24 protein-coding genes, 1 tRNA gene and 1 other RNA gene are annotated in these 22,898 nt (G+C 65.0%); 12 read left to right on the top strand and 14 right to left on the bottom strand.

What is annotated here, in order from left to right; genetic code table 11:
• The first annotated feature begins 29 nt into the window (after nucleotides 1-29).
• The 7 genes from M2333_RS14490 (at nucleotide 30) to M2333_RS14460 (ending at nucleotide 8,000) form a co-directional block, all read left to right on the top strand.
• Entirely contained in the window at nucleotides 30-2,477 is a 2,448-nt protein-coding gene (locus M2333_RS14490; protein WP_264571737.1) for a chemotaxis protein CheA, read from the top strand.
• Nucleotides 2,474-2,914 carry a chemotaxis protein CheW gene (locus M2333_RS14485; protein WP_264571736.1) on the top strand — a complete coding sequence of 147 codons (441 nt, stop codon included), beginning with the start codon at nucleotides 2,474-2,476 and terminating at the stop codon, nucleotides 2,912-2,914. The genes M2333_RS14490 and M2333_RS14485 overlap by 4 nt, the downstream gene beginning before the upstream one ends.
• 77 nt (nucleotides 2,915-2,991) lie before the next feature.
• Nucleotides 2,992-3,357, top strand: a complete 366-nt coding sequence (locus tag M2333_RS14480; protein WP_181561191.1) for a response regulator — start codon at nucleotides 2,992-2,994, stop codon at nucleotides 3,355-3,357.
• A 19-nt stretch (nucleotides 3,358-3,376) separates the two neighbouring features.
• On the top strand, nucleotides 3,377-4,465 hold the full coding sequence (locus M2333_RS14475; protein ID WP_264612238.1) for a chemotaxis protein CheB: 1,089 nt from the start codon (nucleotides 3,377-3,379) through the stop codon (nucleotides 4,463-4,465).
• Nucleotides 4,462-5,355 carry a CheR family methyltransferase gene (locus M2333_RS14470; protein WP_264612237.1) on the top strand — a complete coding sequence of 298 codons (894 nt, stop codon included), beginning with the start codon at nucleotides 4,462-4,464 and terminating at the stop codon, nucleotides 5,353-5,355. Before M2333_RS14475 ends, M2333_RS14470 begins: the two co-directional genes overlap by 4 nt.
• A 53-nt stretch (nucleotides 5,356-5,408) precedes the next feature.
• The gene (locus tag M2333_RS14465) at nucleotides 5,409-6,092 is read left to right on the top strand and encodes an N-acetylmuramoyl-L-alanine amidase (protein WP_264612236.1); all 684 of its coding nucleotides are present in this window, start codon (nucleotides 5,409-5,411) and stop codon (nucleotides 6,090-6,092) included.
• A gap of 132 nt (nucleotides 6,093-6,224) precedes the next feature.
• Nucleotides 6,225-8,000 (top strand): SLC13 family permease, encoded by a 1,776-nt coding sequence (locus tag M2333_RS14460; protein WP_264612235.1) that lies wholly within the window; start codon nucleotides 6,225-6,227, stop codon nucleotides 7,998-8,000.
• Between the two features lie 2 nt (nucleotides 8,001-8,002).
• Here M2333_RS14460 and M2333_RS14455 read toward each other — a convergent pair whose 3' ends face one another.
• Genes M2333_RS14455 through M2333_RS14445 form a run of 3 tightly spaced genes read right to left on the bottom strand, consistent with a single transcriptional unit; the run spans nucleotide 8,003 to nucleotide 10,535 of the window.
• A complete protein-coding gene (locus M2333_RS14455; protein ID WP_264612234.1) occupies nucleotides 8,003-8,605 on the bottom strand; it encodes a hypothetical protein in 603 nt (200 codons plus the stop codon).
• Nucleotides 8,602-9,801 (bottom strand): M48 family metallopeptidase, encoded by a 1,200-nt coding sequence (locus M2333_RS14450; RefSeq protein WP_264612233.1) that lies wholly within the window; start codon nucleotides 9,799-9,801, stop codon nucleotides 8,602-8,604. Before M2333_RS14450 ends, M2333_RS14455 begins: the two co-directional genes overlap by 4 nt.
• A complete protein-coding gene (locus M2333_RS14445; RefSeq protein ID WP_264579945.1) occupies nucleotides 9,801-10,535 on the bottom strand; it encodes a hypothetical protein in 735 nt (244 codons plus the stop codon). Before M2333_RS14445 ends, M2333_RS14450 begins: the two co-directional genes overlap by 1 nt.
• Nucleotides 10,536-10,706: 171 nt before the next feature.
• On the opposite strand from M2333_RS14445, the gene rnpB reads away from it, so the two are divergent.
• The 3 genes from rnpB to M2333_RS14430 all read left to right on the top strand — a co-directional run bounded on the left by rnpB (nucleotide 10,707) and on the right by M2333_RS14430 (nucleotide 12,088).
• An RNA gene (rnpB, locus tag M2333_RS14440) (RNase P RNA component class A) lies at nucleotides 10,707-11,137 on the top strand.
• Nucleotides 11,138-11,237: 100 nt separating this feature from the next.
• Nucleotides 11,238-11,777: a J domain-containing protein gene (locus M2333_RS14435; protein WP_181561186.1), complete on the top strand. Its 540-nt coding sequence runs from the start codon at nucleotides 11,238-11,240 to the stop codon at nucleotides 11,775-11,777.
• Nucleotides 11,774-12,088 carry a (2Fe-2S) ferredoxin domain-containing protein gene (locus M2333_RS14430; protein WP_264612232.1) on the top strand — a complete coding sequence of 105 codons (315 nt, stop codon included), beginning with the start codon at nucleotides 11,774-11,776 and terminating at the stop codon, nucleotides 12,086-12,088. The genes M2333_RS14435 and M2333_RS14430 overlap by 4 nt, the downstream gene beginning before the upstream one ends.
• A gap of 24 nt (nucleotides 12,089-12,112) precedes the next feature.
• Here the strand turns inward: M2333_RS14430 and M2333_RS14425 are convergent, their stop codons facing one another.
• The 7 genes from M2333_RS14425 to hisB all read right to left on the bottom strand — a co-directional run bounded on the left by M2333_RS14425 (nucleotide 12,113) and on the right by hisB (nucleotide 17,370).
• Nucleotides 12,113-13,636 (bottom strand): amino acid permease, encoded by a 1,524-nt coding sequence (locus M2333_RS14425; RefSeq protein WP_264612231.1) that lies wholly within the window; start codon nucleotides 13,634-13,636, stop codon nucleotides 12,113-12,115.
• Between the two features lie 125 nt (nucleotides 13,637-13,761).
• Nucleotides 13,762-14,139, bottom strand: coding sequence for a histidine triad nucleotide-binding protein (locus tag M2333_RS14420; RefSeq protein ID WP_264604605.1), 378 nt, complete (start codon nucleotides 14,137-14,139; stop codon nucleotides 13,762-13,764).
• A gap of 20 nt (nucleotides 14,140-14,159) precedes the next feature.
• Nucleotides 14,160-14,477, bottom strand: a complete 318-nt coding sequence (locus tag M2333_RS14415; RefSeq protein WP_264612230.1) for a phosphoribosyl-ATP diphosphatase — start codon at nucleotides 14,475-14,477, stop codon at nucleotides 14,160-14,162.
• Between the two features lie 60 nt (nucleotides 14,478-14,537).
• Entirely contained in the window at nucleotides 14,538-15,302 is a 765-nt protein-coding gene (hisF, locus tag M2333_RS14410) for an imidazole glycerol phosphate synthase subunit HisF (RefSeq protein WP_264571729.1), read from the bottom strand.
• A gap of 110 nt (nucleotides 15,303-15,412) precedes the next feature.
• The gene (hisA, locus tag M2333_RS14405) at nucleotides 15,413-16,159 is read right to left on the bottom strand and encodes a 1-(5-phosphoribosyl)-5-[(5-phosphoribosylamino)methylideneamino]imidazole-4-carboxamide isomerase (RefSeq protein WP_264577114.1); all 747 of its coding nucleotides are present in this window, start codon (nucleotides 16,157-16,159) and stop codon (nucleotides 15,413-15,415) included.
• On the bottom strand, nucleotides 16,156-16,770 hold the full coding sequence (gene hisH, locus M2333_RS14400) for an imidazole glycerol phosphate synthase subunit HisH (RefSeq protein WP_264571727.1): 615 nt from the start codon (nucleotides 16,768-16,770) through the stop codon (nucleotides 16,156-16,158). Before hisH ends, hisA begins: the two co-directional genes overlap by 4 nt.
• A 6-nt stretch (nucleotides 16,771-16,776) precedes the next feature.
• Entirely contained in the window at nucleotides 16,777-17,370 is a 594-nt protein-coding gene (hisB, locus tag M2333_RS14395; RefSeq protein ID WP_264577112.1) for an imidazoleglycerol-phosphate dehydratase HisB, read from the bottom strand.
• 109 nt (nucleotides 17,371-17,479) lie between these two features.
• Between hisB and M2333_RS14390 the strand changes: the two genes are divergently transcribed.
• Nucleotides 17,480-17,959, top strand: coding sequence for an SspB family protein (locus tag M2333_RS14390; RefSeq protein ID WP_181561177.1), 480 nt, complete (start codon nucleotides 17,480-17,482; stop codon nucleotides 17,957-17,959).
• 35 nt (nucleotides 17,960-17,994) lie between these two features.
• Here M2333_RS14390 and M2333_RS14385 read toward each other — a convergent pair whose 3' ends face one another.
• From M2333_RS14385 to M2333_RS14370, 4 genes are all read right to left on the bottom strand, one after another.
• Nucleotides 17,995-19,284 carry a YceI family protein gene (locus M2333_RS14385; protein WP_264612229.1) on the bottom strand — a complete coding sequence of 430 codons (1,290 nt, stop codon included), beginning with the start codon at nucleotides 19,282-19,284 and terminating at the stop codon, nucleotides 17,995-17,997.
• A gap of 297 nt (nucleotides 19,285-19,581) precedes the next feature.
• A complete protein-coding gene (locus M2333_RS14380; protein WP_264612228.1) occupies nucleotides 19,582-19,893 on the bottom strand; it encodes a hypothetical protein in 312 nt (103 codons plus the stop codon).
• Nucleotides 19,890-20,960, bottom strand: a complete 1,071-nt coding sequence (locus M2333_RS14375; protein ID WP_264612227.1) for a hypothetical protein — start codon at nucleotides 20,958-20,960, stop codon at nucleotides 19,890-19,892. The genes M2333_RS14380 and M2333_RS14375 overlap by 4 nt, the downstream gene beginning before the upstream one ends.
• Nucleotides 20,961-21,159: 199 nt before the next feature.
• Nucleotides 21,160-21,235 (bottom strand) — tRNA-Thr (locus M2333_RS14370).
• A gap of 223 nt (nucleotides 21,236-21,458) precedes the next feature.
• Here M2333_RS14370 and M2333_RS14365 point away from each other — a divergent pair.
• A complete protein-coding gene (locus tag M2333_RS14365) occupies nucleotides 21,459-22,781 on the top strand; it encodes a hypothetical protein (RefSeq protein WP_264612226.1) in 1,323 nt (440 codons plus the stop codon).
• Nucleotides 22,782-22,898: the final 117 nt, after the last annotated feature.

Raw genomic sequence — 22,898 nt, 5'->3', positions numbered from 1 at the left:
GTGTCGCCGCGTTAACCACAGGCGGCGGCATGGACGAGATCATCGGGGAGTTCATTGCGGAAACTCTTGAAACGCTGGAGGTCCTCTCCGGCGAAGTCGTCGCGTGGGAAGCGGACCCGACCGACAAGTCCCGCCTCGACGCGTTTTTCCGGTTTTTTCACACCGTCAAGGGAAGCTGCGGCTTCCTGAACCTCCCCCGTTTCGAGCGGCTGGCGCATGGCGCCGAGGACGTGCTGGCAGCCATCCGGCGCGGCGAACGGCTGGCCGATCCCGCCACCGTCACGGCCGTGCTGGCGGTTATGGACCGAATCGGCGCGCTGGCGCGGGGCTTGGGCGGCGAGCCCGTCCCGGATGAAGCCGATGATGACGGGCTGCTGGATGCCCTGTCACTCCGATCCGGCGGCTTTGAGCTCTTTCACCCCATCGCGCCTGCCCCAACGATGCCGGCCCCACCCCGCGAACCGCCCGCGCCGCGCGCGGACTCGCTAGAGGCACCCGCTCCCCCGACGCCCAGTCAGCAGCAACCGACCGCCCCACCGCGCGACAAAGCGCCGCGCACGATTCGACTGCCGCTGGCGCTCATCGATCAGCTGATGAACGGCATCTCCGATATGGTGCTCGCCCGCAACGATCTGGCGCGCCGGATGCGTGACCATGGTGTCGCGCCGGATGTGGAGAGCAGCTTCGAGCGGATGTCGACCAATGTCGCGGACCTGCGCGACATGATCAGCAAGACGCGGATGCAGCGGGTCGACCGCCTGTATGCGGCCATCCCGCGCATGGTGCGGGACCTCAGCCGCGAACTGGGCAAGAAGGTGATCGTGACTCTCGACGGCGGCGATGTCGAGATGGACCGCGAAATGATCGAGATGGTCGCCGATCCGCTCACCCACATCGTCCGCAACGCGCTCGATCACGGCCTTGAGCCACCGGCGGACCGCATCGCGGCCGACAAGCCCGAGGTCGGCCGGCTGAACATCGTCGCCCGGCAGTCGGGCAACCAGATCGTCATCGAGGTGGCCGACGACGGGCGCGGCATGGACCGGGCCGCCCTGGTCGATCGAGCAGTCGCGGCCGGGCTTGTCACCGCTGCCGAGGCAGCCGGGATGAGCGACGCCGAGAAGCTGAACCTGATCTTCCTGCCCGGCCTCAGCACGGCGCGGGAGGTCACTTCCATCTCCGGGCGTGGCGTCGGCATGGATGTCGTGCGGGCCAATATCGAGCAGATCGGCGGCGTGATCGACATCACCACGACGCCTGGCGACGGCACGGTGATCACCATGCGCGTGCCACTGACGCTGACCATCATTCCCGGCCTGATCGTGCGGTGCGGCGGACAGACCTTCGCCATGCCGCGTGGCAATGTCGTCGAGCTGATCCACGAAAACAGCGCCATGGTCTCGATCGAGGAGGTCGCCGGCGGACGCATCGCGACCATTCGCGGCGAGCGTCATCCGGTTGTAGCGCTTGAGGACGTGCTGGGCCTTGCCCGTCAGGCCGAAGCGAACGGGCCGCGGACCTTGATGGTCATTCGCTCCTCGGCCGGCCAAAATTATGTGCTGGGTGTCGAAACCGTCGACAGCAATGAGGAACTGGTCATTCGCCCGGCCTCACCGGTGATCGCATCCGCCGGCGCTTTTGCGGGCATGACGCTCCCCGACAACGGCCAGCCAATGCTGCTGCTCGACGCCACCGGGCTCTTCCAGATCGCGCAATTGCCCGTGGTCGATGCCGACAAGGCGCGGCGGGATCATCACAGCCAGGAACCGACCGAGGCCATCGATACCTTGCAGGTGCTCTTCTATCGCGACCGGGATGGCGTGGAACGGCTGATGCCGCTGCCCATCGTCGAGCGCGTCGAGGAACTGGACTGTGCGCAGATCGGGCGCTCGGAGGGACGGGCATTCGCGCGGATCGAGGAGCGCCTGCTGCCGGCACTCAACGTCCGCCCGGATGAGACCGGTGTGCTCAAGGCCATGCGCCTGCATGACGGGCGCGATCTGCTCATCTTCCTCATCGAAGAGGTGCTGGACATTCTGGAAATCCCCGCCCGGCTGGACGTGCCGATCGGTCGGGGACGGATCGCCGGCCTTGTGCTGGTCGGCGAGCGACAACTGGAGCTGGTCGATCCGTTCACGCTGTTCGAGGAGGTCGCGGCCCGCCCGGCCTCTGGCGCCGCCGCGCAGGCCGTGCGCTGCATGATCGCCGATGTCGAAGACCCGTGGATGCGCAACATCCTGGCGCCGCTGCTCGTTCAGGCCGGCTATGACGTCGTTCTGGGCGCCACAGGCGACGCGCCGCCCGATGTCGTACTATGTGGCAGCGGCCACGCCCCAGCGCCCATGGGCGTTCCAGTGCTTGCCCTGCGGGAACAGCCGCAACTGCCCGCCGACCCCGACGCGCTGCCCTCCATCTACCGCTATGACCGCGCCGGGCTGATGGCGGCGATCTCCAGCTTCGCACGGAAGGCCGCATGACCGACTCGCTGTTCCTGTTCGCCTCCATCGCGGGCGCCCCGATTACCGTGCGGGCCTGTGCCATCGAAGCCGTGGTGCGGCTGGGGGATATCGTACCCGTGCCATTGGCGCCTATGCATGTGCGCGGGCTAGCGGCGCTGCGCAGCCGGGTGCTCACCGTGATCGATCTGCAATCGCGCATCTTTGGCACGGCGGCGGATGCACAGACCGCACCGCTGGCGATTGTCGCGGACATTGCCGGGCACAGCTATGGTTTCCTCATCGATGCCGTGACCGATATCTGCCAGGCGCAGGGCGGCGTGCAGCCGTTGCGCGGCCGCATCGATCCTGCCTGGCGGCCGTTCGTTTCCGGCCTCGTCGATTATGATGGCCGCAGCCATCTTCTGCTCACGCTCGCCGATTTCACCAACGCCCCGTCTGGCGCGCTGGCCGCCTGAGATATTTAACGAATTTACCAAAATGACACGCTCTGCCCGTAGGTTAGTAGGCAAGCAAGTATCAGGGGTCGCGACTCATGCCGAACTGCCTCATTGTCGATGACTCCAAGGTGATCCGAAAGGTGGCACGCCACATTCTGGAATCCCTCGATCTCGACGTCCACGAAGCGCAGGACGGACGTGAAGCGCTCGACATGTGCGAAGGGCAGGTGCCGGACGTGGTGCTGCTCGACTGGAACATGCCGGTGATGAGCGGCCTGGAATTCCTCAAGGAACTCTCCCGCCGCAATTTCGCCCATCCGCCCAAGGTGATCTTCTGCACCACCGAGAATGGCGTGGACCATATCCGCGCCGCCGTCGATGCCGGTGCCGACGAATATGTCATGAAGCCCTTCGATCGCGACACGCTGGAGAGCAAGCTCCAGATCGTCGGGGTTCTCTAGGGGCTCGGGAGCGCCGGGAATGGCGTGCGCTGCCCTCCTGTCCGATGCCAGCTCCGGAACCGATGGTTCGCCCATCGATGTGCTGATCGTCGATGATTCGCTGGTCGTCCGCCGCGTGCTGGGCCGGGTGCTCGGCGAAGATCCGCGCTTCCGCGTGGTCGGCACGGTCGCCAGCGGAAAGCAGGCTCTGGCTTTCGTGGCCAGAAAGTCGGTGGACTTGGTGCTTCTCGATATCGACATGCCCGAGCTCGACGGCTTGCAGGTGCTCCCCCACCTGCTTGGCCCCGATCAGCGCCGGCAGGTGGTGCTGCTCAGCGGTTCATGCAGCGAGGGCAGCGAGGTCGCCCTGCAGGCGCTCGCCTTGGGTGCCGGCGATGTCGTCGCCAAGCCCAGCGCCGGCCATTTCAGCCCGCAATTCGTCGAACATCTGCTCGATCGCCTGGCCCATCTGGCGCCAGCGGCTGAACGTAGCCGCACGCCGGAACGGTTCGATGAGGCGAGCGCACGCCTGCGGCCGCCCGGTACGCTCGTGCGCGCCGTGGCCATCGGCGGATCGACCGGCGGGATCAGCGCGATCCTCTCGGTCATCAAGGGCCTTGAGGACAATCCGGCCTTTCCCATCTTCATTACCCAGCATCTGCCTGCCAGCTTCCAGCCGCTGCTGGCAGAACAGCTCCGCCGCGCCACACATCTGCCCGTGGTTCTGGCGGAACAGGCCATGCCAGTGCAGCCGGGCACCATCCATCTGGCACCCGGCACTGCCCATCTTTCGCTCGGCAAAGGAGCGCGCGGGCAAATACTGGTGCGATTGAGCACCCAGCGCTGCCTGCATGAGAGCTTCCCGGCGGTCGACCCGATGTTCACCGCCCTGGCGCGCCATTATGGACGCGGCGCCTGCGGCGTCATCCTTTCCGGCATGGGGCGCGACGGACTGGCCGGCGCGCAAGCCATCGTCGGCGCGGACGGCTGGGTGATCGCGCAGGACCACCAGTCGAGCGCGGTATGGGGCATGCCCGGTTCGGTCGTGAAGGAAGGTCTCGCCAGTGCCATTCTGCCCCCCGCTCAGATCGCCGAGTTGATCCTGCAGCAATGGCATGCAGGTGCATGACCATGCAGCCAGTTTCCAACGCCGCCTGTCGCCTCGCCGAATTGCTCCACCGGGAGACCGGGCAGACGCTCTCGGAAGCAAGGCGATGGCGCATCGAAACGTCGCTGCGACCGCTGTTGCGCGCACACGGGCTGAGCACGCTGGAAGAGCTCGTGAACGCGATCGAGCGGGCGCCTCACGGCCTCCTGCAGGCCGAAGCGATCGACGCCCTTCTCAATCACGAAAGCTCGTTCTTCCGGGATGTCAGTGTCTTTCACGCAATCGAAAACAGCGTCCTGCCCGCACTCGCCCGGACGCGCACGGATCGGCGACTTCGCATCTGGTGCGGCGGGTGCTCAACCGGGCAGGAAGCCTATTCGCTGGCTATGATCGTCCACCGCTCGGCCGCGCTGGCCGATTGCACGGTCAGCATCCACGCCACGGACGTATCGGCCCTCGCGATCGCCAAGGCAAAGCGCGGTCGCTTTTCGCAGATGGACATGCAGCGCGGCCTGCCGATCAGCGAATTGCTGCGCTGGTTCCATCCTGTCGATAACGAATGGCAGATTGCCGGCGAGCTTCAGCAGATGATCGTTTTCCAGCAGGACAATCTGCTCGACCCCGCTCATGGCGCAGGCCCATTCGATCTCATTCTGTGCCGCAACGTGCTCTTCTACTTTTCCGAAGAGAGGCGCCGCCGGGCATGGAAAACGCTGTCGGGCCGGGTTCGGCCCGGCGGCTATCTCGCGCTCGGGGCGGGCGAAATGGCCTGTGCCGAGTCCGGCTTTTCGGCCTGCCGGGGCCTCAGCTGCCTGTATCAGGCCCGTGAAGCCCGGCCCGATCAACCGCGCATGATGCTGCCTGCAGGCGGCGCTTCCTCCGCATCCGCCATTGAGCTAGGACAGGGCTGACCGCACCGTCCGGCAACATGCCGGCATGCGCAAGGAAAGTGGCCCAGTTCTGCATGATCGAGACGCCGTCACCCAATTTTGACGACCGAACGCTCCCGGTTTCCATCCTCGTCCTGCACTATACGGGAATGCCGGATGCCCAGAGCGCGATCAACTGGATGGCCAATCCGGATAGCAAGGTTTCTGCCCATTATGTCGTCACAGAGGAGGGCAAGGTGGTCCGCATGGTCGACGAGACGAAGCGGGCCTGGCACGCCGGACGGGCGTGGTGGCGCGGCATCACCGACATCAATTCCGCGAGCATCGGCATCGAGATCGTCAATCCCGGCCATGAATGGGGCTATCGGCCCTTCCCGCAGGCGCAGATCGATGCGCTGATCCCGCTCGTCCACGACATCATGCAGCGCCACCGCATCACGCGCGGCAATGTAGTCGGCCACAGCGATGTGGCGCCCGTACGCAAGCAGGATCCCGGCGAGTTGTTCCCCTGGAGCAAGCTCGCCCGGCTGCGCCTCGCCCTGCCGCGCCCGACCCGCAATCTCATGGACCCACTCTGGAGCGACGGCGCCTTCATGCTCGCGCTCGAGCGATTCGGCTATGATATCGCCGAGCCGGAAGCCGCGGTGACGGCGTTCCAGCGCCGTTTCCGGCCGGAATTGATCGACGGCGTGATCGACGGGGAATGCCGCGCCATCCTGCTCGCGCTGCTGCTGCCAAGGCCCCGCGGCGACGACTGAGCGCGATCGGACAAGACGGACCGGATTATTTTTCAGCACCCGCACACTGAAATCCATTTTCGGGCGTTTGGCGGGGATGATGACAGCGAGGGTGGTCGCGCAGCGCCGCGACGGGCTTGGGGGGAGAACGCGATGACCGGGCCGCAATGGCTCTCTATCGCCACGCTTGCCGGCATGATGGTGCTCTTCCTCTGGGGGCGCTTCCGCTATGACGTCACGGCAGTCATCGTTCTGCTCTTCGCGGTTCTGATCGGCATTGTCGATCCGGCCGACGCCTTCTCCGGCTTCTCGGACGATATCGTCATCATCGTCGGCTCGGCGCTGGTGCTTTCGGCCGCCGTGCAGCGCTCCGGCGCGATCGAGGTGGGGTTGAAATTCGTCGCGGGTCGCGTGCGCCATGTCCGCTCGCAACTGCTGCTGCTTACCGCCACGGTCGGCACGGCCTCGGCGCTGGTCAAGAATGTCGGCGCGCTTGCCATGCTGATGCCCGCCGCCTTCCAGATGGCCAAGCGCAACAACGCCAGCCCCTCGGTCTTCCTCATGCCCATGGCCTTCGCCTCGCTGCTCGGCGGGCTGATGACGCTGGTCGGCACCTCGCCGAACATCATTGTCAGCCGCGTGCGCACGGAGATGACTGGCGAGCCCTTCGGCATGTTCGATTATTTCCCGACCGGCTTCGGCCTATTCATCGTCGGCCTGCTGTTTCTGCGCTTCGGCTACCGGCTGCTCCCGCGCGATCGGCGCGGCGCCGCGACCATGGGCGATGCCATGGACATCTCCGGCTATGTCACCGAAGCAACCGTGCGCGAGGACACGCCGCCCGACGGCGAGACGATCGCCGCCTTCCTCAAGCGCCACGATCATGAGGTGCAGATCACCAGCCGTCTGCGCGGCCGGCGTCCGCTCTCGACGCAGGGCAATGCGCGGTTGCAGGAAGGCGACGTGCTGATTCTCTACGGCGAGCCGGATGCGCTGGAGCGGGTCATCGCCCGCGACGCGCTGGAGCTGGACGGGGAGACGCGCGATTTGCCCGAGGGCAGCGAAGGGGACGAGATCGGCGTCACCGAGGCAGTCGTGACGGCCGAGTCCCCGCTGGTCGGGCAGAGCGCGGAGCGGCTGCTCCTCCAGCAGCGTTATGGCGTCAATCTCATCGCCGTCTCGCGCGCCGGGCAGATGCTTGGGCGCAAGCTGGGCGAGATCAATCTGCGCGCGGGCGATGTCATCGTGCTGCAGGGGCCGCTCGGCCTGCTGCCGGCGCGGCTGCGCGATCTGGGCGCGCTGCCGCTGGCGGAGCGGGGCGTCAAGCTGGGCAAGTCACATCGCGGCTGGCTGCCGCTGCTGATCCTCGCCGTCGCCATGACGGCCACGGCGACAGGCTATGTTCCCGTCGCCATCGCCTTCTTCGCTGCCGCCGCGCTCACCGTCATCAGCGGCGCGTTGCCGGTACGGGAAGCCTATGATGCGGTCGAGTGGCCCATCCTCGTCATGCTCGCCGCGCTCATCCCGGTCAGCGATAGCATCCGCAGCACCGGCGCGTCTGATGTCATCGCCACCAATCTCGCTCATGTCGCCGCTGCCCTGCCCCCCTGGGGCGCCGTCGCGCTCATTCTGGTCGCGGCCATGGCGGTGACGCCGTTCCTCAACAATGCCGCGACGGTGCTGGTGATGGCCCCCATCGCCGGCGTCTTCGCGCATGACCTCGGCTACCGGCCGGAAGCCTTCCTCATCGCCACCGCCGTGGGCGCGGGCTGCGATTTCCTCACGCCCATCGGCCATCAGTGCAACACGCTGGTCCTTGGCCCCGGCGGCTACCGCTTCAGCGACTACGCCCGCCTAGGCGCGCCCCTTTCGCTACTGGTGGTGCTCATCGGTACCCCGCTCATCATCTGGACCTGGCCACTGCAATAAGGTCAGTTGAGACGAGCGCTCGCCACCAGAGCCTCGAAATCCAGCGCGTTCCGGCTGAAATAGTTCAGCCGCGGAGCATCATAGGTCATCATGTACAGCTCACCGGCGATGATCGCCGCGCGCGCTTCCCCCTGTCGCGTCAGCCCGTCCTTGTCGGTGAACGCGTACCGGAAGCGTACACCCTCCGCTCCGACGAATGCCGAGGGCTCCGTTGAGATGAGTTCAAAGGCAGCGAGATCTTTCGCAGCCCGGTACGTCCTTTCCAGCAGCTCGGGAATCTCGATCAGCAGCGTTTCGCTGGTGAACTTGGGCAGAGGCTCCCGCTTCTTGCTGCGCTCCTTGATCAGGGGTTGGCCGGCGGGCACGGCGGCGTAGAAGGTGACGGCGTTCAGCTGGGCGCCGTCCACCGTCCAGCTTTCCGCAAACTGGCCCGGCCGCCGGCCGAGTTGATTCCAGTCGCGGGAGGGCGTCACCGTCAATGAGGAGGTGGCTACTTGCGCAGCGACCCCGCTGGGGCGCAGCTTGTGCCCCATAGCCGGCGTGGCTGTCATCAGCGCGAGCGCTGCGGCGCCAGCGAGCGGAAGCTTGAAAAGCGTGCGTTTCATTGGTCGGTCGTTTCTTTCGGAAGCATCATTTTAATCATGGTTGCGTCGGACGCATCAGGCTTCAACCGCAGGTAGCTGCGCAGCCCCTCCCACGCCTCGGCGCGCGCGCCTGTCTTCAGCTTGGACAAGCCCAGCCCTCGGTAGGCCTCGGCGAAATCCGGGTCGGCCTTGATGGCGTTTGCGTAAAAGTCGGCCGCCTGGATCAGATCGCGCGGGTGCCCGCGGCTGCGATACAGCTCCCCTCTGGAGAACCAGAGTTGCGCGGTCCAACCGTCCTGCGCCAGCGCCTGGATCAGGTAATCGCTGCCGCCGAAATCGTTCAGCTTGATCTGGTCCTCGAGAAACCGGGGCGTCCAGGTCGCCAGTGCGGCCCGATATCGCGCCACCCCATCGTCTCGCCCGGCGCCCTCTGGTGCTGCCAGCTCGGCCAGATAGGATGCGCGCTCTCCCTCCGGCGGGTGCGAGGCCGTGAAGGCGATTTTCTTGAAATTGGGCTTGCTGAGCCCCTTCGCGCTGGCGGAGGCGGTCATCTCGCCCATCAGGTTTTCCCACACCTGGGCTGCAGCCTGCGGGCGGTAGTCACTGCGGTTCAGATAGGCGAGTCCGAGCAGGTCTGCCTCCCGCTCCTGATCTCGTCCGAAGCGATATAACGTGCCGTAGACCTGCAACTGCATGTCGCGATAGGTCTGCATGCCGCCATATGCGGCAGTCATGCTCGCAAGCACCTCTACCCACGCCAAGAGGTCGCTTCCTGATCGCTTTGAGCGAAATTGCTGCAGCGAATGCCGGTTCTCGAAATGGCCGAACTCGTGGCCGAGTATCGCCGCCAGTTCCGCTTCGTTGCGCATCCGCAGCAGCAACCCGCTGTAGACGCGCATCGTGCCGTTGGGGGCCATGCTGGCGTTGAAGCTCGGCTCGCGGATCACATAAATCCGCGTGGCCTTGCACCGGTCTTCGCCAACCGTGCTGCACAAAACTCTGGTGATGTAGCCGGTCAGGGCCTCGTCGCGGATCACGAGCGGCGATGTCGCCAGCACGCGTTCCTCTTCGTCCATTTCCCGCCACATGCCGATTTCATCGACACCCTGCGGCTGGTAGGCACCCGCATAAGGCGGCGGAAGCGGCGGCACGGCGTGCGCGCCAGCTGCAAGCAGTCCCGCCAGCGTCGCCGCGACGGTGCAGGCGAGGCGCCGCATTACTTCGCAGCCTTGCCGATGCTGCTGCCCGGGAAATCCTCCAACAGCTGGGCGACGCGCTTTTCCGAGCCGTCCGGTTCGCGGACGTCACCGCCCATTTGCCCATCCGCATTCAGCCAGAGCAGATCGCCGGTCTTGAGATCGACAAGCCCAGCGAACCCCATATGCTCGCCGGATGTAACCGAGACGCCGCCCATCAGGGCCATGATCTGCAGCACCTTGCGCCCGGTCGAGCCGTAAGCATCGCGATTGTAAATGAAGAGACCGTAGTCGGCATCCTGCGCACCGGGCAGGCGCGCAACCCCGTCGCCAAGGGACCATTCGAAGACCTGCTCTTTATTGTCCCGCTTCTTGGTCGGCAGCCGGTTGCCGACGAAGAACTGATACTCGATCACCGCCTGCGAAACGGCCGAGAACAGGGACATATATTCCTGCAGATTCTGGTCCTGTTCGCCATAGGCTTCGGGCGCCACGACGACCTGATTGCCCAGCCTGCTCTGATACTGCGTCAGCGCCGCCTCGATATTTGCCTTGGCCTTCTCGGTCCATTCGGCATTGGGCTCGAACATCCCGCCAGTGGACTGCGCGCCCACGCGGACCGCCGGACGAAACAGCAGGATTTTCTTCTGACTGTTTGGCGGCAGCGAGAAGCCCTGCTTCACGGCCGAACGCTCCTGCGCAAAGCCCGCGCTACAAATGGATGCGGAAAGACCCGCCGCGAAGGCGAGCCACATAGTGAATAGTCTCAAGCAATCCCCCCATTCGCTTGGCAGCGACCTTGTGGAAGATAACAACGCGAAGTTGACTTTTGCAAGTCGTCTTTCGGGGGAGCTGGTTACTATCTTGCCCCATCTGCGTGACACCGCCCGTGACTCCCCTCCCCCGCGCCGCTATAGCCCCTCTCGCCAGGCGGTCGGGCGGCCGCGGCGGGCGCTTGCGTCCGGCGAGGAAAGTCCGGGCTCCACGAAACAACGGTGCCGGATAACGTCCGGCGGCTCTCCTCGCGGGAGTTAGGGACAGTGCAACAGAGAGCAGGTCACGTGCGCCTTCGGGCTTGGGCTTCGGCCGCGTGAACAGTGAAAGGGTGCGGTAAGAGCGCACCGCGTCCCCGGCAACGGCGGACGGCACGGTAAACCCCACCGGGAGCAAGACCGAATAGGGGCGGCGCGCAGGTCTTCGGGCCTGCTAGGCTTGTTTCGGCCGAGATCGCCCGGGTTGGTTGCTTGAGGCCCTGCGAGAGCATGGCCCTAGAGGAATGGTCGCCCATCCGAATGCGCGTCCCTTTACGGGATACGGCGGCGGTGGACAGAACCCGGCTTACAGACCGCCTGGCATTTTGCTGATCGCCTGCGGGGCAATGGCGCGACCGTCGCGATGCCCGCATTTTCACCGCGCTACGGTGGATTTCACCACGAACCCGCACTAAGTGAGATCGGATGGCCAGAAGCGGACGGAACAATGACTGGGGCTTTCCCCGCTGGCGCAGCTATGGCTCCGCGCGGGAAGCGCAGGCCGTCCGGCTGTGCGACCGGCATGGCTGCGACCAGCCCGGCAACTGCCCTGCGCCCAAATCCCCCAACAGCCCGGACCGCTGGTATTTCTGCCAGGCTCATGCCGCAGAGTATAACAAGGGCTGGGATTATTTCGCGGGTCTGGACGAGGAAGAGCGCAACGAGCGCATGCACAATGAGCAGCGTGACGCCTCCGGCTATCGGACCAGCGCCCATAATCAATGGGCCGGCCCCGGCGATGGCACCCGCTCGCGCGACGAGATGCGCGCGCTCGATGTGCTGGGGCTGGAGAGCGATGCCGATTTCGAGGCGGTGAAGCGGAGCTGGCGCGCACTTGCCAAGGAATGCCACCCGGATGTGCGCCCCGGCGATGCCGACGCCGCCACGCGCTTTCAGGCCATCCAGGCCGCCTATGACGTGCTGCGCGTGGCCGAGGAGCGCAAGAGCTGGAAGCCCGCGCCATGAGCGCCCGTCAGGTCCGCAGTCGCTGGTCCAACGCGGTGCTGGTCTGTCGCAAATGCGAAAAGAAGATCAAGGGCGGCGGCTTCGGGCCGGAGGGGAACAAGTCCCTCGGCAAGGCCCTGCGCAAGCACCTGCAGCTCGGCAAGGGTCGCAAGGCCGGTGCCGGCATTCTCGAGGTCGGCTGCCTCGACATCTGCCCCAAGCGCGCGGTGACCGTCGTCGACACCAGCAAGCCGGACCGATGGCTGATCATCCACCCCGGCGCCAATCTGGATGTTCTCGCGCACGATCTGGGGCTGCGCAACAAATCCTGAGATGATCGATGCTGACCGGTGCCGTCAGTCGATGGGCGGCACGGGCTGCGGCGGCGCGTCAGGATCGGCCTCAGGCACCTCGACGGTGCCGCGCCCGACATGGCTGCGCGAGCGGCTATAGGCGAAATAGACGACGAGACCGACTACAGCCCAGGCCACGAACATCAGCTTCGTCTCGATACCGAGTTTGAAGAAGAGGTAGATGCAGCCGAGGATCGCGACCGGCGCGGTGATGGCGATGGCCGGTGTACGGAACGGCCGCTTGCGCGTCGGGTCCGTCCGCCTCAGCACGAGCACGGCGATGGAGACGGCGGCAAAGGCAAACAGCGTGCCGGAATTGGAAATGTCGGCGAGAATGCCGACCGGGAAGAAGGCCGCGAACACGGCCACAAACACACCGGTGATGATCGTGATGACATGCGGCGTGTGGAACTTGGGGTGGACCTTGGAGAACACCGCCGGCAGCAGCCCGTCCCGGCTCATGACGAAGAAGATGCGCGTCTGGCCGAACATCATCATGAGGATGACCGACGGCAGGGCAAGACCAGCAGCCAAACCGATGAGGTTGCCGATCTGCGGCCAGCCGATCTCCCGCATCGTCCAGGCCAGCGCTTCTTTCGAGCAGACCACTGCCTGATCGCCGATGGCCGCGCACTGATCGGCCAGCGCCTTGCTGCCCGGCGCCAGCGCTTCCCCGGCCGGGCCCATCAATGGCTGCGAGCCCACCGTGCCGACAACCCCGGCAGCAACCAGCAGGTAGAAGATCGTGCAGATGGTGAGCGAGCCAATGAGGCCGATCGGCATGTTGCGCTGGGGATTCTTGGTTTCCTCCGCCGCCGTGGAGACGGCATCGAAGCCCACATAAGCAAAGAAGATCGACGCCGCCGCCGCGCCGATGCCGCCGAAGCCCAAAGGCGCGAAGGGCGAGAACTGCTCCATGTTCATCACCGGCAGCGCCAGCACGATGAACAGAGTGAGCGCCGCGACCTTGATCACCACGAGCACGGCATTGACCATCGCGCTCTCACGCGTGCCGATGACGAGCAGCCAAGTGACCAATAGGGCGATGCCCATGGCGGGCAGATTGACCAGACCGCCATCGAACGGCCCGCGCACCAGCATGTTGGGAATGTCAATGCCCAGCGCATGTTCCAGCAGGCCGACGACATAGCCCGACCAGCCGACCGAGACGGCGCCCGCCGCAACGGCATATTCGAGGATCAAGGCCCAGCCGACCATCCAGGCGATCAGTTCGCCCATCACGGCATAGCTGTAGGTGTAGGCCGACCCCGAAACCGGGACCATCGAGGCCATTTCCGAATAGCAGAGCGCTGCCACCGCGCAGACAAAACCGGCGATGGTGAAGGAGACCATCATGCCCGGCCCCGCCTTCTGCGCCGCTTCCGCCGTCAGCACGAAAATGCCGGTGCCGATCACGGCGCCCACACCCAGCATGGTCAGCTGGAAGGCCCCGAGCGATCGATGCAGGGATTTCTTTTCGGCAGTAGCGAGAATGGCGTCGAGTGGCTTGATGCGGCCAAAGATCATGCGCGTCTCTCTATACAGCGCGGCCGCAGCCGCTCCCCCTGAACTGACCGCCAAGCCTATAGGCTTATCGGCGACGCGCAAGGGGCTTGCGACAGGGGAAGGCGTCGCGGGCAGGCAAACCGCGCTCAGCGCGCCAGCATCGGCCCCAGCGCGCGTCCGCCGAACAGATGAACGTGCAGATGCGGCACTTCCTGCCCGCCATGCGCGCCGACATTGGCGAGCAGGCGATAGCCCGGCTCCACCAGCCCCGCCTCGCGGGCAATCGCGCCGACCGCGCGCACGAATGCCGCGATCTCGCCCTCGCTCGCACGGGCCGAGAAATCGTCCCAGCTCACATAGGCGCCCTTGGGAATCACGAGAATGTGCGTCGGCGCCTGCGGGGCGATGTCGTGAAAAGCGAGGACATGATCGTCCTCGAACACCTTGTTGCAGGGGATGTCTCCGCGCAGGATCTTCGCGAAGATATTGCTCTCGTCATAGGGAAGGGTCGGGTCGATCGCCATGGCTCACTCCGTAAAAGCGGTCACTTCGCGGACCGGCTTGCCTTCTCATCCAGCCCGGAAACACCTTCCCGCCGGTCCAGCTCTGCGCAGACGTCGGCAAGGGTAATGCCGCGATCGGCGAGCAGGACGAGCAGGTGGAACATGAGGTCGGCCGCTTCGCCGGTCAGGGCCCCCTTGTCCTCACTCAGCGCGGCGATCACCGTTTCTACCGCTTCCTCGCCGAATTTCTGCGTCATCTTGCCCAGCCCCTTGGCGCGCAGGCGGGCGACATAGGAACTGTCGGGATCGGCCTCGCGCCGGGCGAGGATGGTCTGTTCGAGGCGGAAGAGGCTGTCCATGGCGCTTGTCCTTGCCGCTGCGCCGCCGGGCGTCAATGGCTTTTCCGGCTGAGGCAGCACTCAGAGATGGCGAACGGGAATGCCCGCAGCGGCCAATGCCGCCCGCGCCTCACGCACGCTATGCTGGCCGAAATGGAAGATGGAGGCGGCCAGAACCGCGCTGGCATGGCCCTGCGTCACGCCCTCGACCAGATGATCGAGCGTGCCGACGCCACCGCTGGCAATGACCGGCACCGTGACGGCATCGGCAATGGCGCGGGTGAGCGCGAGATCATAGCCCTGCTTGGTACCATCGCCATCCATGGAGGTGACGAGCAATTCGCCCGCACCCAGCGCCGCCAGCCGCGCGGCATGAGCCAGCGCGTCGATGCCGGTGGCGCGACGGCCGCCATGGGTGAAGATTTCCCAGCGGCCCTCACCGACCCGCCGGGCATCGACGGAGGCCACGATGCACTGGCTGCCGAACCGATCTGCAATCTCGCTCACCACCTCGGGACGCGACACGGCGGCGCTGTTCACGGCGACCTTGTCCGCGCCGGCAAGCAGGAGCGCGCGTGCATCCTCCGCGCTGCGCACGCCACCGCCGACGGTGAGCGGCATGAAGCAGACTTCCGCCGTGCGCGCGACGATATCGAGCAGCGTGCCGCGATCCTCATGGCTGGCGGTGATGTCGAGGAAGCACAGTTCGTCCGCGCCCGCCGCATCATAGACCTTCGCCTGCTCGACCGGATCGCCGGCATCGCGCAGGTCGACGAAGTTCACGCCCTTGACCACGCGGCCATTGGCGACATCGAGACAGGGGATGATGCGGGTGCGGACGGTCACTGGACTAAATCCTCACATCCGTTCGTGGCGAGCGAAGTCGAGACACGGCCAGCACTGTCCTCGCGCGTCTCGACTTCGCTCGACACGAACGGGAGGTAGCTGCGTGACATTCACGCGGCATTCGCCACAGCAATCGCGGCCCGCAGGTCCAACCGACCATCGTAAAGCGCCCGCCCCGTCACCACGCCTTCGATGCCATCGCCGGCATGGAGGCTGAGCACGCGAATGTCCGAGATATCCGCCACACCGCCACTGGCGATCACGGGAATGTCCACGGCGCGCGCCAGTTCGACCGTCGCATCGATGTTTACGCCCTTGAGCAGGCCATCGCGGCCCACATCGGTGAACAGCAGCGAGGCGACGCCCGCGTCCTCGAACCGGCGGGCGAGATCGACCACCGGCATGTCAGACTTCTCGGCCCAGCCGTCGGTCGCGATCATGCCATCGCGCGCATCCACGGCGACGACGATGCCGCCGGGATAGTCTGCCGCCATATCCTTGACGAACTGCGGGTTCTTCAGCGCCGCCGTGCCGATGACGACGCGCGACACGCCGAGCGCGAACCAGCCCTGCACCGCCTGCGGATCGCGAATGCCGCCGCCAAGCTGGACATGGCCGGGGAAGGCCTGGACGATGGACGCAATCGCTGCGCCATTGACGGCATGGCCGGCAAAGCTGCCGTCCAGATCCACCACATGCAGGAAATCCGAGCCTTGCTCGGCCCAGATCAAGGCCTGCGCGGCGGGATCATCGCCATAGACGGTCGCCCGATCCATATCGCCCTCGGCCAAGCGGACGACCTGCCCGCCCTTGAGATCGATGGCGGGAAAAACGATGAACGGCGGAATTTCACTCATGGGGCCCACTCCAGAAAGCGGGCGAGGGTCGCAAGGCCATAAGCCTGGCTCTTTTCCGGATGGAACTGAACGCCCAAAATATTGTCCTTGCCGACCGCCGCCACTAGCGGTCCGCCATGGTCGGTGGTCGCGACGACATGCGCCGCCTTCGCCGCCTCGAAATGATAGCTGTGCAGAAAATAGGCCTCGCCCGGCTCCACCAGCGGATGGGCGCGCGCGCCGACGACATCGTTCCAGCCCATATGCGGGATCTTGATCGCCGGATCGTCACGCTCGATGCGTCGCACCGTGCCCGGAATCCAGCCCAGCCCCTCATGCCGCCCAAACTCCTCGCCGGCATCGGCCAGCAACTGCATGCCCACGCAAATGCCGAGGAACGGGCGCCCGACCTCGAACACCGCCTCGTGCATCGCCTCGATCATGCCCGGCAGCGCGCGCAACGGCTCGATGCAGGCGCGGAAAGCGCCCACACCCGGCAGCACGATTCGGTCGGCCCGGCGCACCACCTCGGCATCGGCGGTAATGACGACGCCATGCGCCCCGGCGGCCCGGAGCGCATTGTGCACGGAGTGAAGGTTCCCCGCGCCATAATCGATGAGCGCGATGGTCATGGACTGTCAGCCGCCCAGCGTGCCCTTGGTGGAGGGAATCGCATCGCTCTTGCGCGGATCGATCTCCACCGCCTGTCGCAGCGCGCGGGCCAGCGCCTTGAAGCAGCTCTCCACGATGTGGTGATTGTTGCTGCCATAAAGGTTCTCGACATGCAGGGTGATCCCCGCCGACTGCGCGAAGCTCTGGAACCAGTGCTCGATCAGCTCGGTGTCCCACTCACCCAGCCGATGCATGGGGATCTCCACCTTCCAGACCAGCCAGGGACGACCGGAAATGTCGAGCGCGACGCGGGTCAGCGTCTCGTCCATCGGCGCGTGCGCCTCGCCATAACGGGCGATCCCGCGCTTGTCGCCGAGCGCCTTGGCGATCGCCTCACCGACCGCGATGCCGGTATCCTCGGTGGTGTGGTGCTGGTCGATATGCAGATCGCCGACCGCCTTCACGCTCAGATCGATCAGCGAATGGCGCGAGAGCTGCTCCAGCATATGGTCGAGAAACCCGATGCCGGTCGAAATGGAATAAGTGCCGGACCCATCGAGATTGACGCTCACCTCGATATCGGTCTCGCCGGTTTTCCGCCTGATCTCCGCGCTACGCATGGCTGCGGCCTATAACGCGCGCGGCGGACCATGCAATGCGCTTCTCGACCGTTAACGGCTGTAACGCTCTGTGCTTGACCGGCGAGCCCCCCGCGCTAGGACTGTGGCCATGACGGAAGAGCCAGCAGACAGCCTGATTCCCTATGACGAAATCGTGCAGGAGGCGCTGCGTGCGATTCCCGGGCGCGTTTTGCAGGATATTGCGCTGACGGGCGTCCTGCCGGGCAATCATCATTTCTACATCACGTTCAAGACGCAGGCGCCGGGGGTGAGCATTCCCACCTGGCTGGCGGAGCGCTTCCCGGACGAGATGACCATCGTGCTGCAGCATAAATTCTGGGATCTCAAGGTTACCGATACCAGCTTCGAGGTCGGCCTCACCTTCAATCAGGTGCCCGCGCATCTGGTGATCCCGTTCGCGGCGCTGCGCTTCTTCGTGGACCCGGCCGTCAACTTCTCGCTGGAATTTCAGGTGATGGAGAGCGGCGAGGCCGTCGAAACCATGGAGATGGCGGAGAACGATACGCCGGTTGCACAGGCCGAAGACGGCTCCAACGTGGTGACGGTAGACTTCGGCAAGAAGAAGTAAGGGCCAAGCGCGACCCGAGCGCGCCCTGCTCCCGCTTACTCCGCCCGTTTTGCCTGAAAATTGAAGCTGATCGTTACGGCATCCGGAATCGTACTGGTGTCGGACCATTCTCCGGTTCCGACGCCGAAGGCCGTGCGGTCGATGCGCGTGTAGCCGCGGGCGCGCGCAACCATTCCGTCGATATCCAGCGTGAAATCGAGCGTCACTGGCTTTTGCTGCCCGTTGAGCGAGAGCGTGCCCGCCGCGCGGTAGCGATTGCCATCGCGATGCGTGATGCGCGATGCCCGGAACGTCGCGCGCGGATGCGCCCCGACGCCGAAGAACTCGTCGCCGCGCAGCATCTCGTCGCGCTGGCTGTCGGCACTGTCGACCGATGCCAGATCGACCGTCACGGCGATGCGCGAGCCGGGCAGATCGTCCGGGCTGAAGACTATGTCGGCATCCCAGCGCGAAAAGCCGCCTTCGATGTCGGAGCCGGAATAGGCCGTGCGGAAATTGAGCGTGCCGCCGCGCTGCACCGTCCAGGCGACGGCCTTCTGCGCCTCATCCTTGGCTGGCTGGTCTGCCGCTGCCTGATTGACCGCCACCGCGTCTTCGGCTGCATTGCTGGCGTTGACGGCAGGGTCACCCGCGTTATCCGCGACCGCCACGTTTGAGCCCGCAAGACCGGCATCCGCTTGCGCCGGGGCCTTGCCGCCGAACGGCAGCACCCAGGCCAGTGCTAAGGCCGTTAGCGCGCCCGCGATTGCGAGACCCGCCACCATATTGAGCGCGCCTCGTCTGCCCAAAGCGGCGGGCGCCATGCGCCCGAGAATGTCCTTGCGCAAAAAGTGGTGCCGCAGTGCTCCGGCCACATGCAGGATCACCAGCCCGGCCAGGAGCCAGCCGAGCAGGCTGTGCACGGCTTCTGCCGGGTCGTGCAGGGCAGCGCTCACAGGCAGATGCGGCCATGGAATGACGCCGAACAGCAGTGTCGGCACCTTGATCGCCGAGGTCGAGACGATGATCCAGCCCGTGAGCGGTCCGAGGATCATCACCACATAGAACAGGGCATGGACACCGCCGGCGAGGGCAGCAAGCAGCAGGCTCGTGTTGAGCGGGCGGGGCCGGGGCACCAGCAGCCGGATCACCAGGCGCGCCACGCTGAGCAGCAGGATGCTGATGCCGATGGTCTTGTGAAGCTGATAGGCCGCGAACTGCGGCAGGCCGGTCAGATCCTCCAGGCGCCATCCCAGCGACACCTGAAAGAGCAGCAAAGCGGCAAGCGACCAGTGCAGAATAATCGCGGCAAGCGAATAGCGCGCAGGCGATTGATGCAGGCTCATGTCCGTCGCGTTCCCCCAACACCCAGTCGAATAGAGTGGTGCCGAACCTGCCAGCCGAACCGGCGCTTAGCAAGCGGGTTGGGAGCGGCGTACCGCTTCGGGGAGGGCAAGCGCTCAAAAGGCAAGGAAGTCGAAGCAGCCGCCAGACCGGGACGACCGCACAAGACCCGCCGTTAGGGAAAAATGGTGCCACAGACGACAAAGATGGGCACTCAAATCACCGAGAAGTTTCTATTGATCGTGCGTCATAGGGCAGCTTGGAAAGGTCCGTGAGACAACCCACCCTAAAATCGGACGTTAATCCCTCGCGTCGCGGAGCGCTTCCAGTTCGGCCAGCCTCACTGGATCGCCGGCGGCAAGCGTTTCCTCAAGGTAGAAGCTATAGGGTATGTCGAGCACCAATTTGTGGGCCTCGCCGCTATATTCTGAGGCGATCACAGGAAATGCATCGACCAGCTCTCGAAGAAAAGCTTTGTCCAAATCTTGAAGCCTCGCTGCCATATCCTCCATCATGAGGACAGACACATCAAGATCTAGCAATTCCTCTTCAGTCATGTTCAAGAACAGAAAAAAATCTGCGACAATCCTGGCGATCTGTTCAACAATCATGGCTTGACCACCCTTACCTTGATGTTGGTTATCTTCATTTTTTTAAACAGCTTAAGCGCAGCAATACGCTGAGCTTCATTTGGAACCTCCCAAGTTCCGATGGAGCGATTATGCGCTAAAGCCTCTGATTGGCGCAATAGCTGAGCGCGGGCGTGCGGGGCATCTACGACCTTGAATTTCCTGTCGATCACATATTCCCCCTGCACGCCATCGAACTTGACCGGCCGTCTTGAGCCATCCGGCATCGTCCGCATCAACGTGGGCGCCTGACCGGGGCGAGCGCCCGTCGCGGCATCATTATAGCGCTTCGCCCGTGTTTCGGGACCGAGGTTTTCCTTAACCCAGCCGATCTGCGGCGGCTCATGAGGTGGGCGAGGTACGGTTCCGCGCAGACGGCGTAACGCCGCAACCTTGCCCACCACCGCGCTGGGCGCGACTGCCAATGCGGCATTGCCAACGGCCGATCCGGCTGCTCGGCCGATATCTCGCGCCGAAGCATTCGCGACGGCATCGGCGGCGCGCGATATTTGAGTATGAGCAGGCGTATCCTCCGCTGCTATCGCCGTATCGATCATGGCGGCGATCCCGCGACCGGCATTTCGAACCGTCGTAACCGGATTTGTCGTCAAGACCGAGCGCACCCCCACGACCGTCTCTTTCGCCACGCCGTAAAGACCTTCACCGACACCGCCGACAAACTCGGCGGCGGGATTTGGCTGCTCGCGCGGCGAACCAGCAGGCCTCGGCTGCGCCGCGCTTCCGGTGCCCCCGTTCGGCCTTTTGTCGAAACCCTGTGGTTGCTTGGCAGATGACGTCTCTGGTGTCGGTGTCCGCGCGATACGGAGATTGCCGCGACTTACGTTTCCTGGCGTACGAGACGCTGGCCCAGGCCGGCCTCTGCCATGATAATTTCCGGATCCGGCAAAAGTGAACCGGCCATCTTCCGGATCATGCCAAGGATTGAACTTGCACTCTATCGCATCGTTTTTTGGCACCGAAGCCACTTTGCCGGTGCGCAACCACGCCGAAAAGGCCCGACGCCATTCGTCCTCTGATAACTCGATCATTCGCCGCACCTCCATCATGAGGTGAGAACATTTCGGGAACATTTTCCAACAAGTCAAGCCGGAGCGGGTCGGTTTCCACCCCGGTCTTCGAGAACCACGCGACACCACGACGGCTCCCGGCGGTAAAGCCACAGAGAACTGTTCCTAGCTAATTATGTATGTGGCTTGTCTCAATCCGGCTTTCCTGCCGGTTCAAAAATGGTGCCGCTTAGGTGACTCGAACACCTGACCCTCGCATTACGAATGCGATGCTCTACCGGCTGAGCTAAAGCGGCTCCGGCTCGCCGGCAAACCGGCGATCATCGTGACTCGTGTCCAAATGCGGCGCACGATCATGCAGGCGGGCGCTTATCAGCGTGTGTCGGGCATGGCAAGCGCCGATCGCGTTTTCGCCTTTGGTATCGCGCGGGCCGGTGGGGATATTTGGTGCCTTTACCCGGCCTTTACCCTTCATGGCGCAGGGTTCGCCCTTGCACGCGACCACAGGCGAATCCTCGAATGGACGTACATCACAGCCAGGCCGACGCGGTCACCACGCTGGACGAAGCCATGGATGCCCCTCCGCTCGTCCGCTTCGACGAACGGCGCATGCACATCCGCGCCTATAATTACTGGTCTTCGCTGCTGCGCGATCGCTCGCTGCCGAGCATTGAGGATCTCAATCCCGAGGAACTTCAGGATTTCGGCTCGCACAGCGTGCTGCTGGACTTCACGGCGGGCGTCGAGGATCCGACCATTGCCTTCATCGGCCCCGCCCTGGCCGCGCAGTGTGATATCGACACCTCCGTGCGCCGGGCCAGCCAGGTGCCGGCGCGCACATTGCTCTCCCGCCTGACCGACCATTATCTGCAGATCGTGGCCAACGCCGCGCCGATCGGGTTCGAGGCGGAGTTCACCAACCAGCGTGGCGTCGAGGTCATGTATCGCGGCATCATGATGCCCTTCTCGACACGCGATGACGCGATCGACTTCGTCTATGGCGTGATCAACTGGAAGGAGGTCGCGACGGACGCGCTGACCGAAAGCATCATCGCGCAGGCCGAGGCCGCCGCGCCGGTGCGTGTGAGGACGACCGACGCCACCGCCATCTGGGCCGACGGCCCCTCCGCGCAGAGGATCGCAGCGGCGTCCGTGACCGATTTCGCCGAAGACGTGCCGACCGACGATGCGCTGGACCTGACCGGCGAGACGATCACGCTGCCGGACCAGGATACGGCGCTGGCCGACATGCTGGCCCTGGCCCGCGATGCCGCCATGGCCGCCCATGCCCAGGAGGGGCGGACACGCCACGCCCTCTACCGTGCGGTCGGGCTCGCTCATGCGCTGGCGCAGGTCGCCGCCGCCCGGCCGGAGGATTATGTCGCGCTACTCGCCGACTCCGGCATAGCCGTGCAGCCCCGCAGCCCGCTGACCGCGCTGGTGAAGCTGGTCTTCGGCACGCACTATGACAAGACGCGCCTGGCCGAGTTCGTCTGCGCCATCCAGTTCGCGCTCGACGCGCGGATGCAGCCTGGTGCCCTGATCGCGCATCTTCATGCCACGGTGGGCGGCCTCAAGGGCGTGGTGGCGCAGGTCCGCGCGGCGCGACGCAACGAAACTCCCCAAGAGCCGCACAAGGCCATCGTGCGCTCCCGCCGGGTGCTGAAGCAGGCCCCTGCCCTCCCCGCCGATCAACTGGCCGTGGACGCCGAAGGGCTGGCCGTGGTGATCATGCGGCGAGAGGCCGATGGCTCACTTGCCATGGTCGCAGCGCTCGACGGCGCCGACCAGCTGGCCGAACGGGTTCTGACGAAAGCAGCCAAGGCCCTTCCGGCATCCTGAGCCGGAGCGGAGCCTAAGCAGGCCGAGCAAGGGTCCGGTTGCGGACCCTGCCGGCGGGGTTTAACCACACAGGCCCGACACTGCTTCCACAGATGTGCGTTAGGCAGACAAGGGCCG

Origin of the sequence: Sphingobium sp. B11D3B (genome assembly GCF_025961735.1) — a bacterium.
Lineage (GTDB): Bacteria > Pseudomonadota > Alphaproteobacteria > Sphingomonadales > Sphingomonadaceae > Sphingobium.
Note: the sequence above shows the minus strand (reverse complement) of the source record. Positions and strands in the feature narration are given on the sequence as shown.

Coding starts and splice junctions, on each gene's coding strand:
- M2333_RS14490 (WP_264571737.1), top strand. CDS start 30: ATGGACGAGATCATCGGGGAGTTCATTGCGGAAACTCTTGAAACGCTG.
- M2333_RS14485 (WP_264571736.1), top strand. CDS start 2,474: ATGACCGACTCGCTGTTCCTGTTCGCCTCCATCGCGGGCGCCCCGATT.
- M2333_RS14480 (WP_181561191.1), top strand. CDS start 2,992: ATGCCGAACTGCCTCATTGTCGATGACTCCAAGGTGATCCGAAAGGTG.
- M2333_RS14475 (WP_264612238.1), top strand. CDS start 3,377: ATGGCGTGCGCTGCCCTCCTGTCCGATGCCAGCTCCGGAACCGATGGT.
- M2333_RS14470 (WP_264612237.1), top strand. CDS start 4,462: ATGACCATGCAGCCAGTTTCCAACGCCGCCTGTCGCCTCGCCGAATTG.
- M2333_RS14465 (WP_264612236.1), top strand. CDS start 5,409: ATGATCGAGACGCCGTCACCCAATTTTGACGACCGAACGCTCCCGGTT.
- M2333_RS14460 (WP_264612235.1), top strand. CDS start 6,225: ATGACCGGGCCGCAATGGCTCTCTATCGCCACGCTTGCCGGCATGATG.
- M2333_RS14455 (WP_264612234.1), bottom strand. CDS start 8,605: ATGAAACGCACGCTTTTCAAGCTTCCGCTCGCTGGCGCCGCAGCGCTC.
- M2333_RS14450 (WP_264612233.1), bottom strand. CDS start 9,801: ATGCGGCGCCTCGCCTGCACCGTCGCGGCGACGCTGGCGGGACTGCTT.
- M2333_RS14445 (WP_264579945.1), bottom strand. CDS start 10,535: ATGTGGCTCGCCTTCGCGGCGGGTCTTTCCGCATCCATTTGTAGCGCG.
- M2333_RS14435 (WP_181561186.1), top strand. CDS start 11,238: ATGGCCAGAAGCGGACGGAACAATGACTGGGGCTTTCCCCGCTGGCGC.
- M2333_RS14430 (WP_264612232.1), top strand. CDS start 11,774: ATGAGCGCCCGTCAGGTCCGCAGTCGCTGGTCCAACGCGGTGCTGGTC.
- M2333_RS14425 (WP_264612231.1), bottom strand. CDS start 13,636: ATGATCTTTGGCCGCATCAAGCCACTCGACGCCATTCTCGCTACTGCC.
- M2333_RS14420 (WP_264604605.1), bottom strand. CDS start 14,139: ATGGCGATCGACCCGACCCTTCCCTATGACGAGAGCAATATCTTCGCG.
- M2333_RS14415 (WP_264612230.1), bottom strand. CDS start 14,477: ATGGACAGCCTCTTCCGCCTCGAACAGACCATCCTCGCCCGGCGCGAG.
- hisA (WP_264577114.1), bottom strand. CDS start 16,159: ATGAGTGAAATTCCGCCGTTCATCGTTTTTCCCGCCATCGATCTCAAG.
- hisH (WP_264571727.1), bottom strand. CDS start 16,770: ATGACCATCGCGCTCATCGATTATGGCGCGGGGAACCTTCACTCCGTG.
- hisB (WP_264577112.1), bottom strand. CDS start 17,370: ATGCGTAGCGCGGAGATCAGGCGGAAAACCGGCGAGACCGATATCGAG.
- M2333_RS14390 (WP_181561177.1), top strand. CDS start 17,480: ATGACGGAAGAGCCAGCAGACAGCCTGATTCCCTATGACGAAATCGTG.
- M2333_RS14385 (WP_264612229.1), bottom strand. CDS start 19,284: ATGAGCCTGCATCAATCGCCTGCGCGCTATTCGCTTGCCGCGATTATT.
- M2333_RS14380 (WP_264612228.1), bottom strand. CDS start 19,893: ATGATTGTTGAACAGATCGCCAGGATTGTCGCAGATTTTTTTCTGTTC.
- M2333_RS14375 (WP_264612227.1), bottom strand. CDS start 20,960: ATGATCGAGTTATCAGAGGACGAATGGCGTCGGGCCTTTTCGGCGTGG.
- M2333_RS14365 (WP_264612226.1), top strand. CDS start 21,459: ATGGACGTACATCACAGCCAGGCCGACGCGGTCACCACGCTGGACGAA.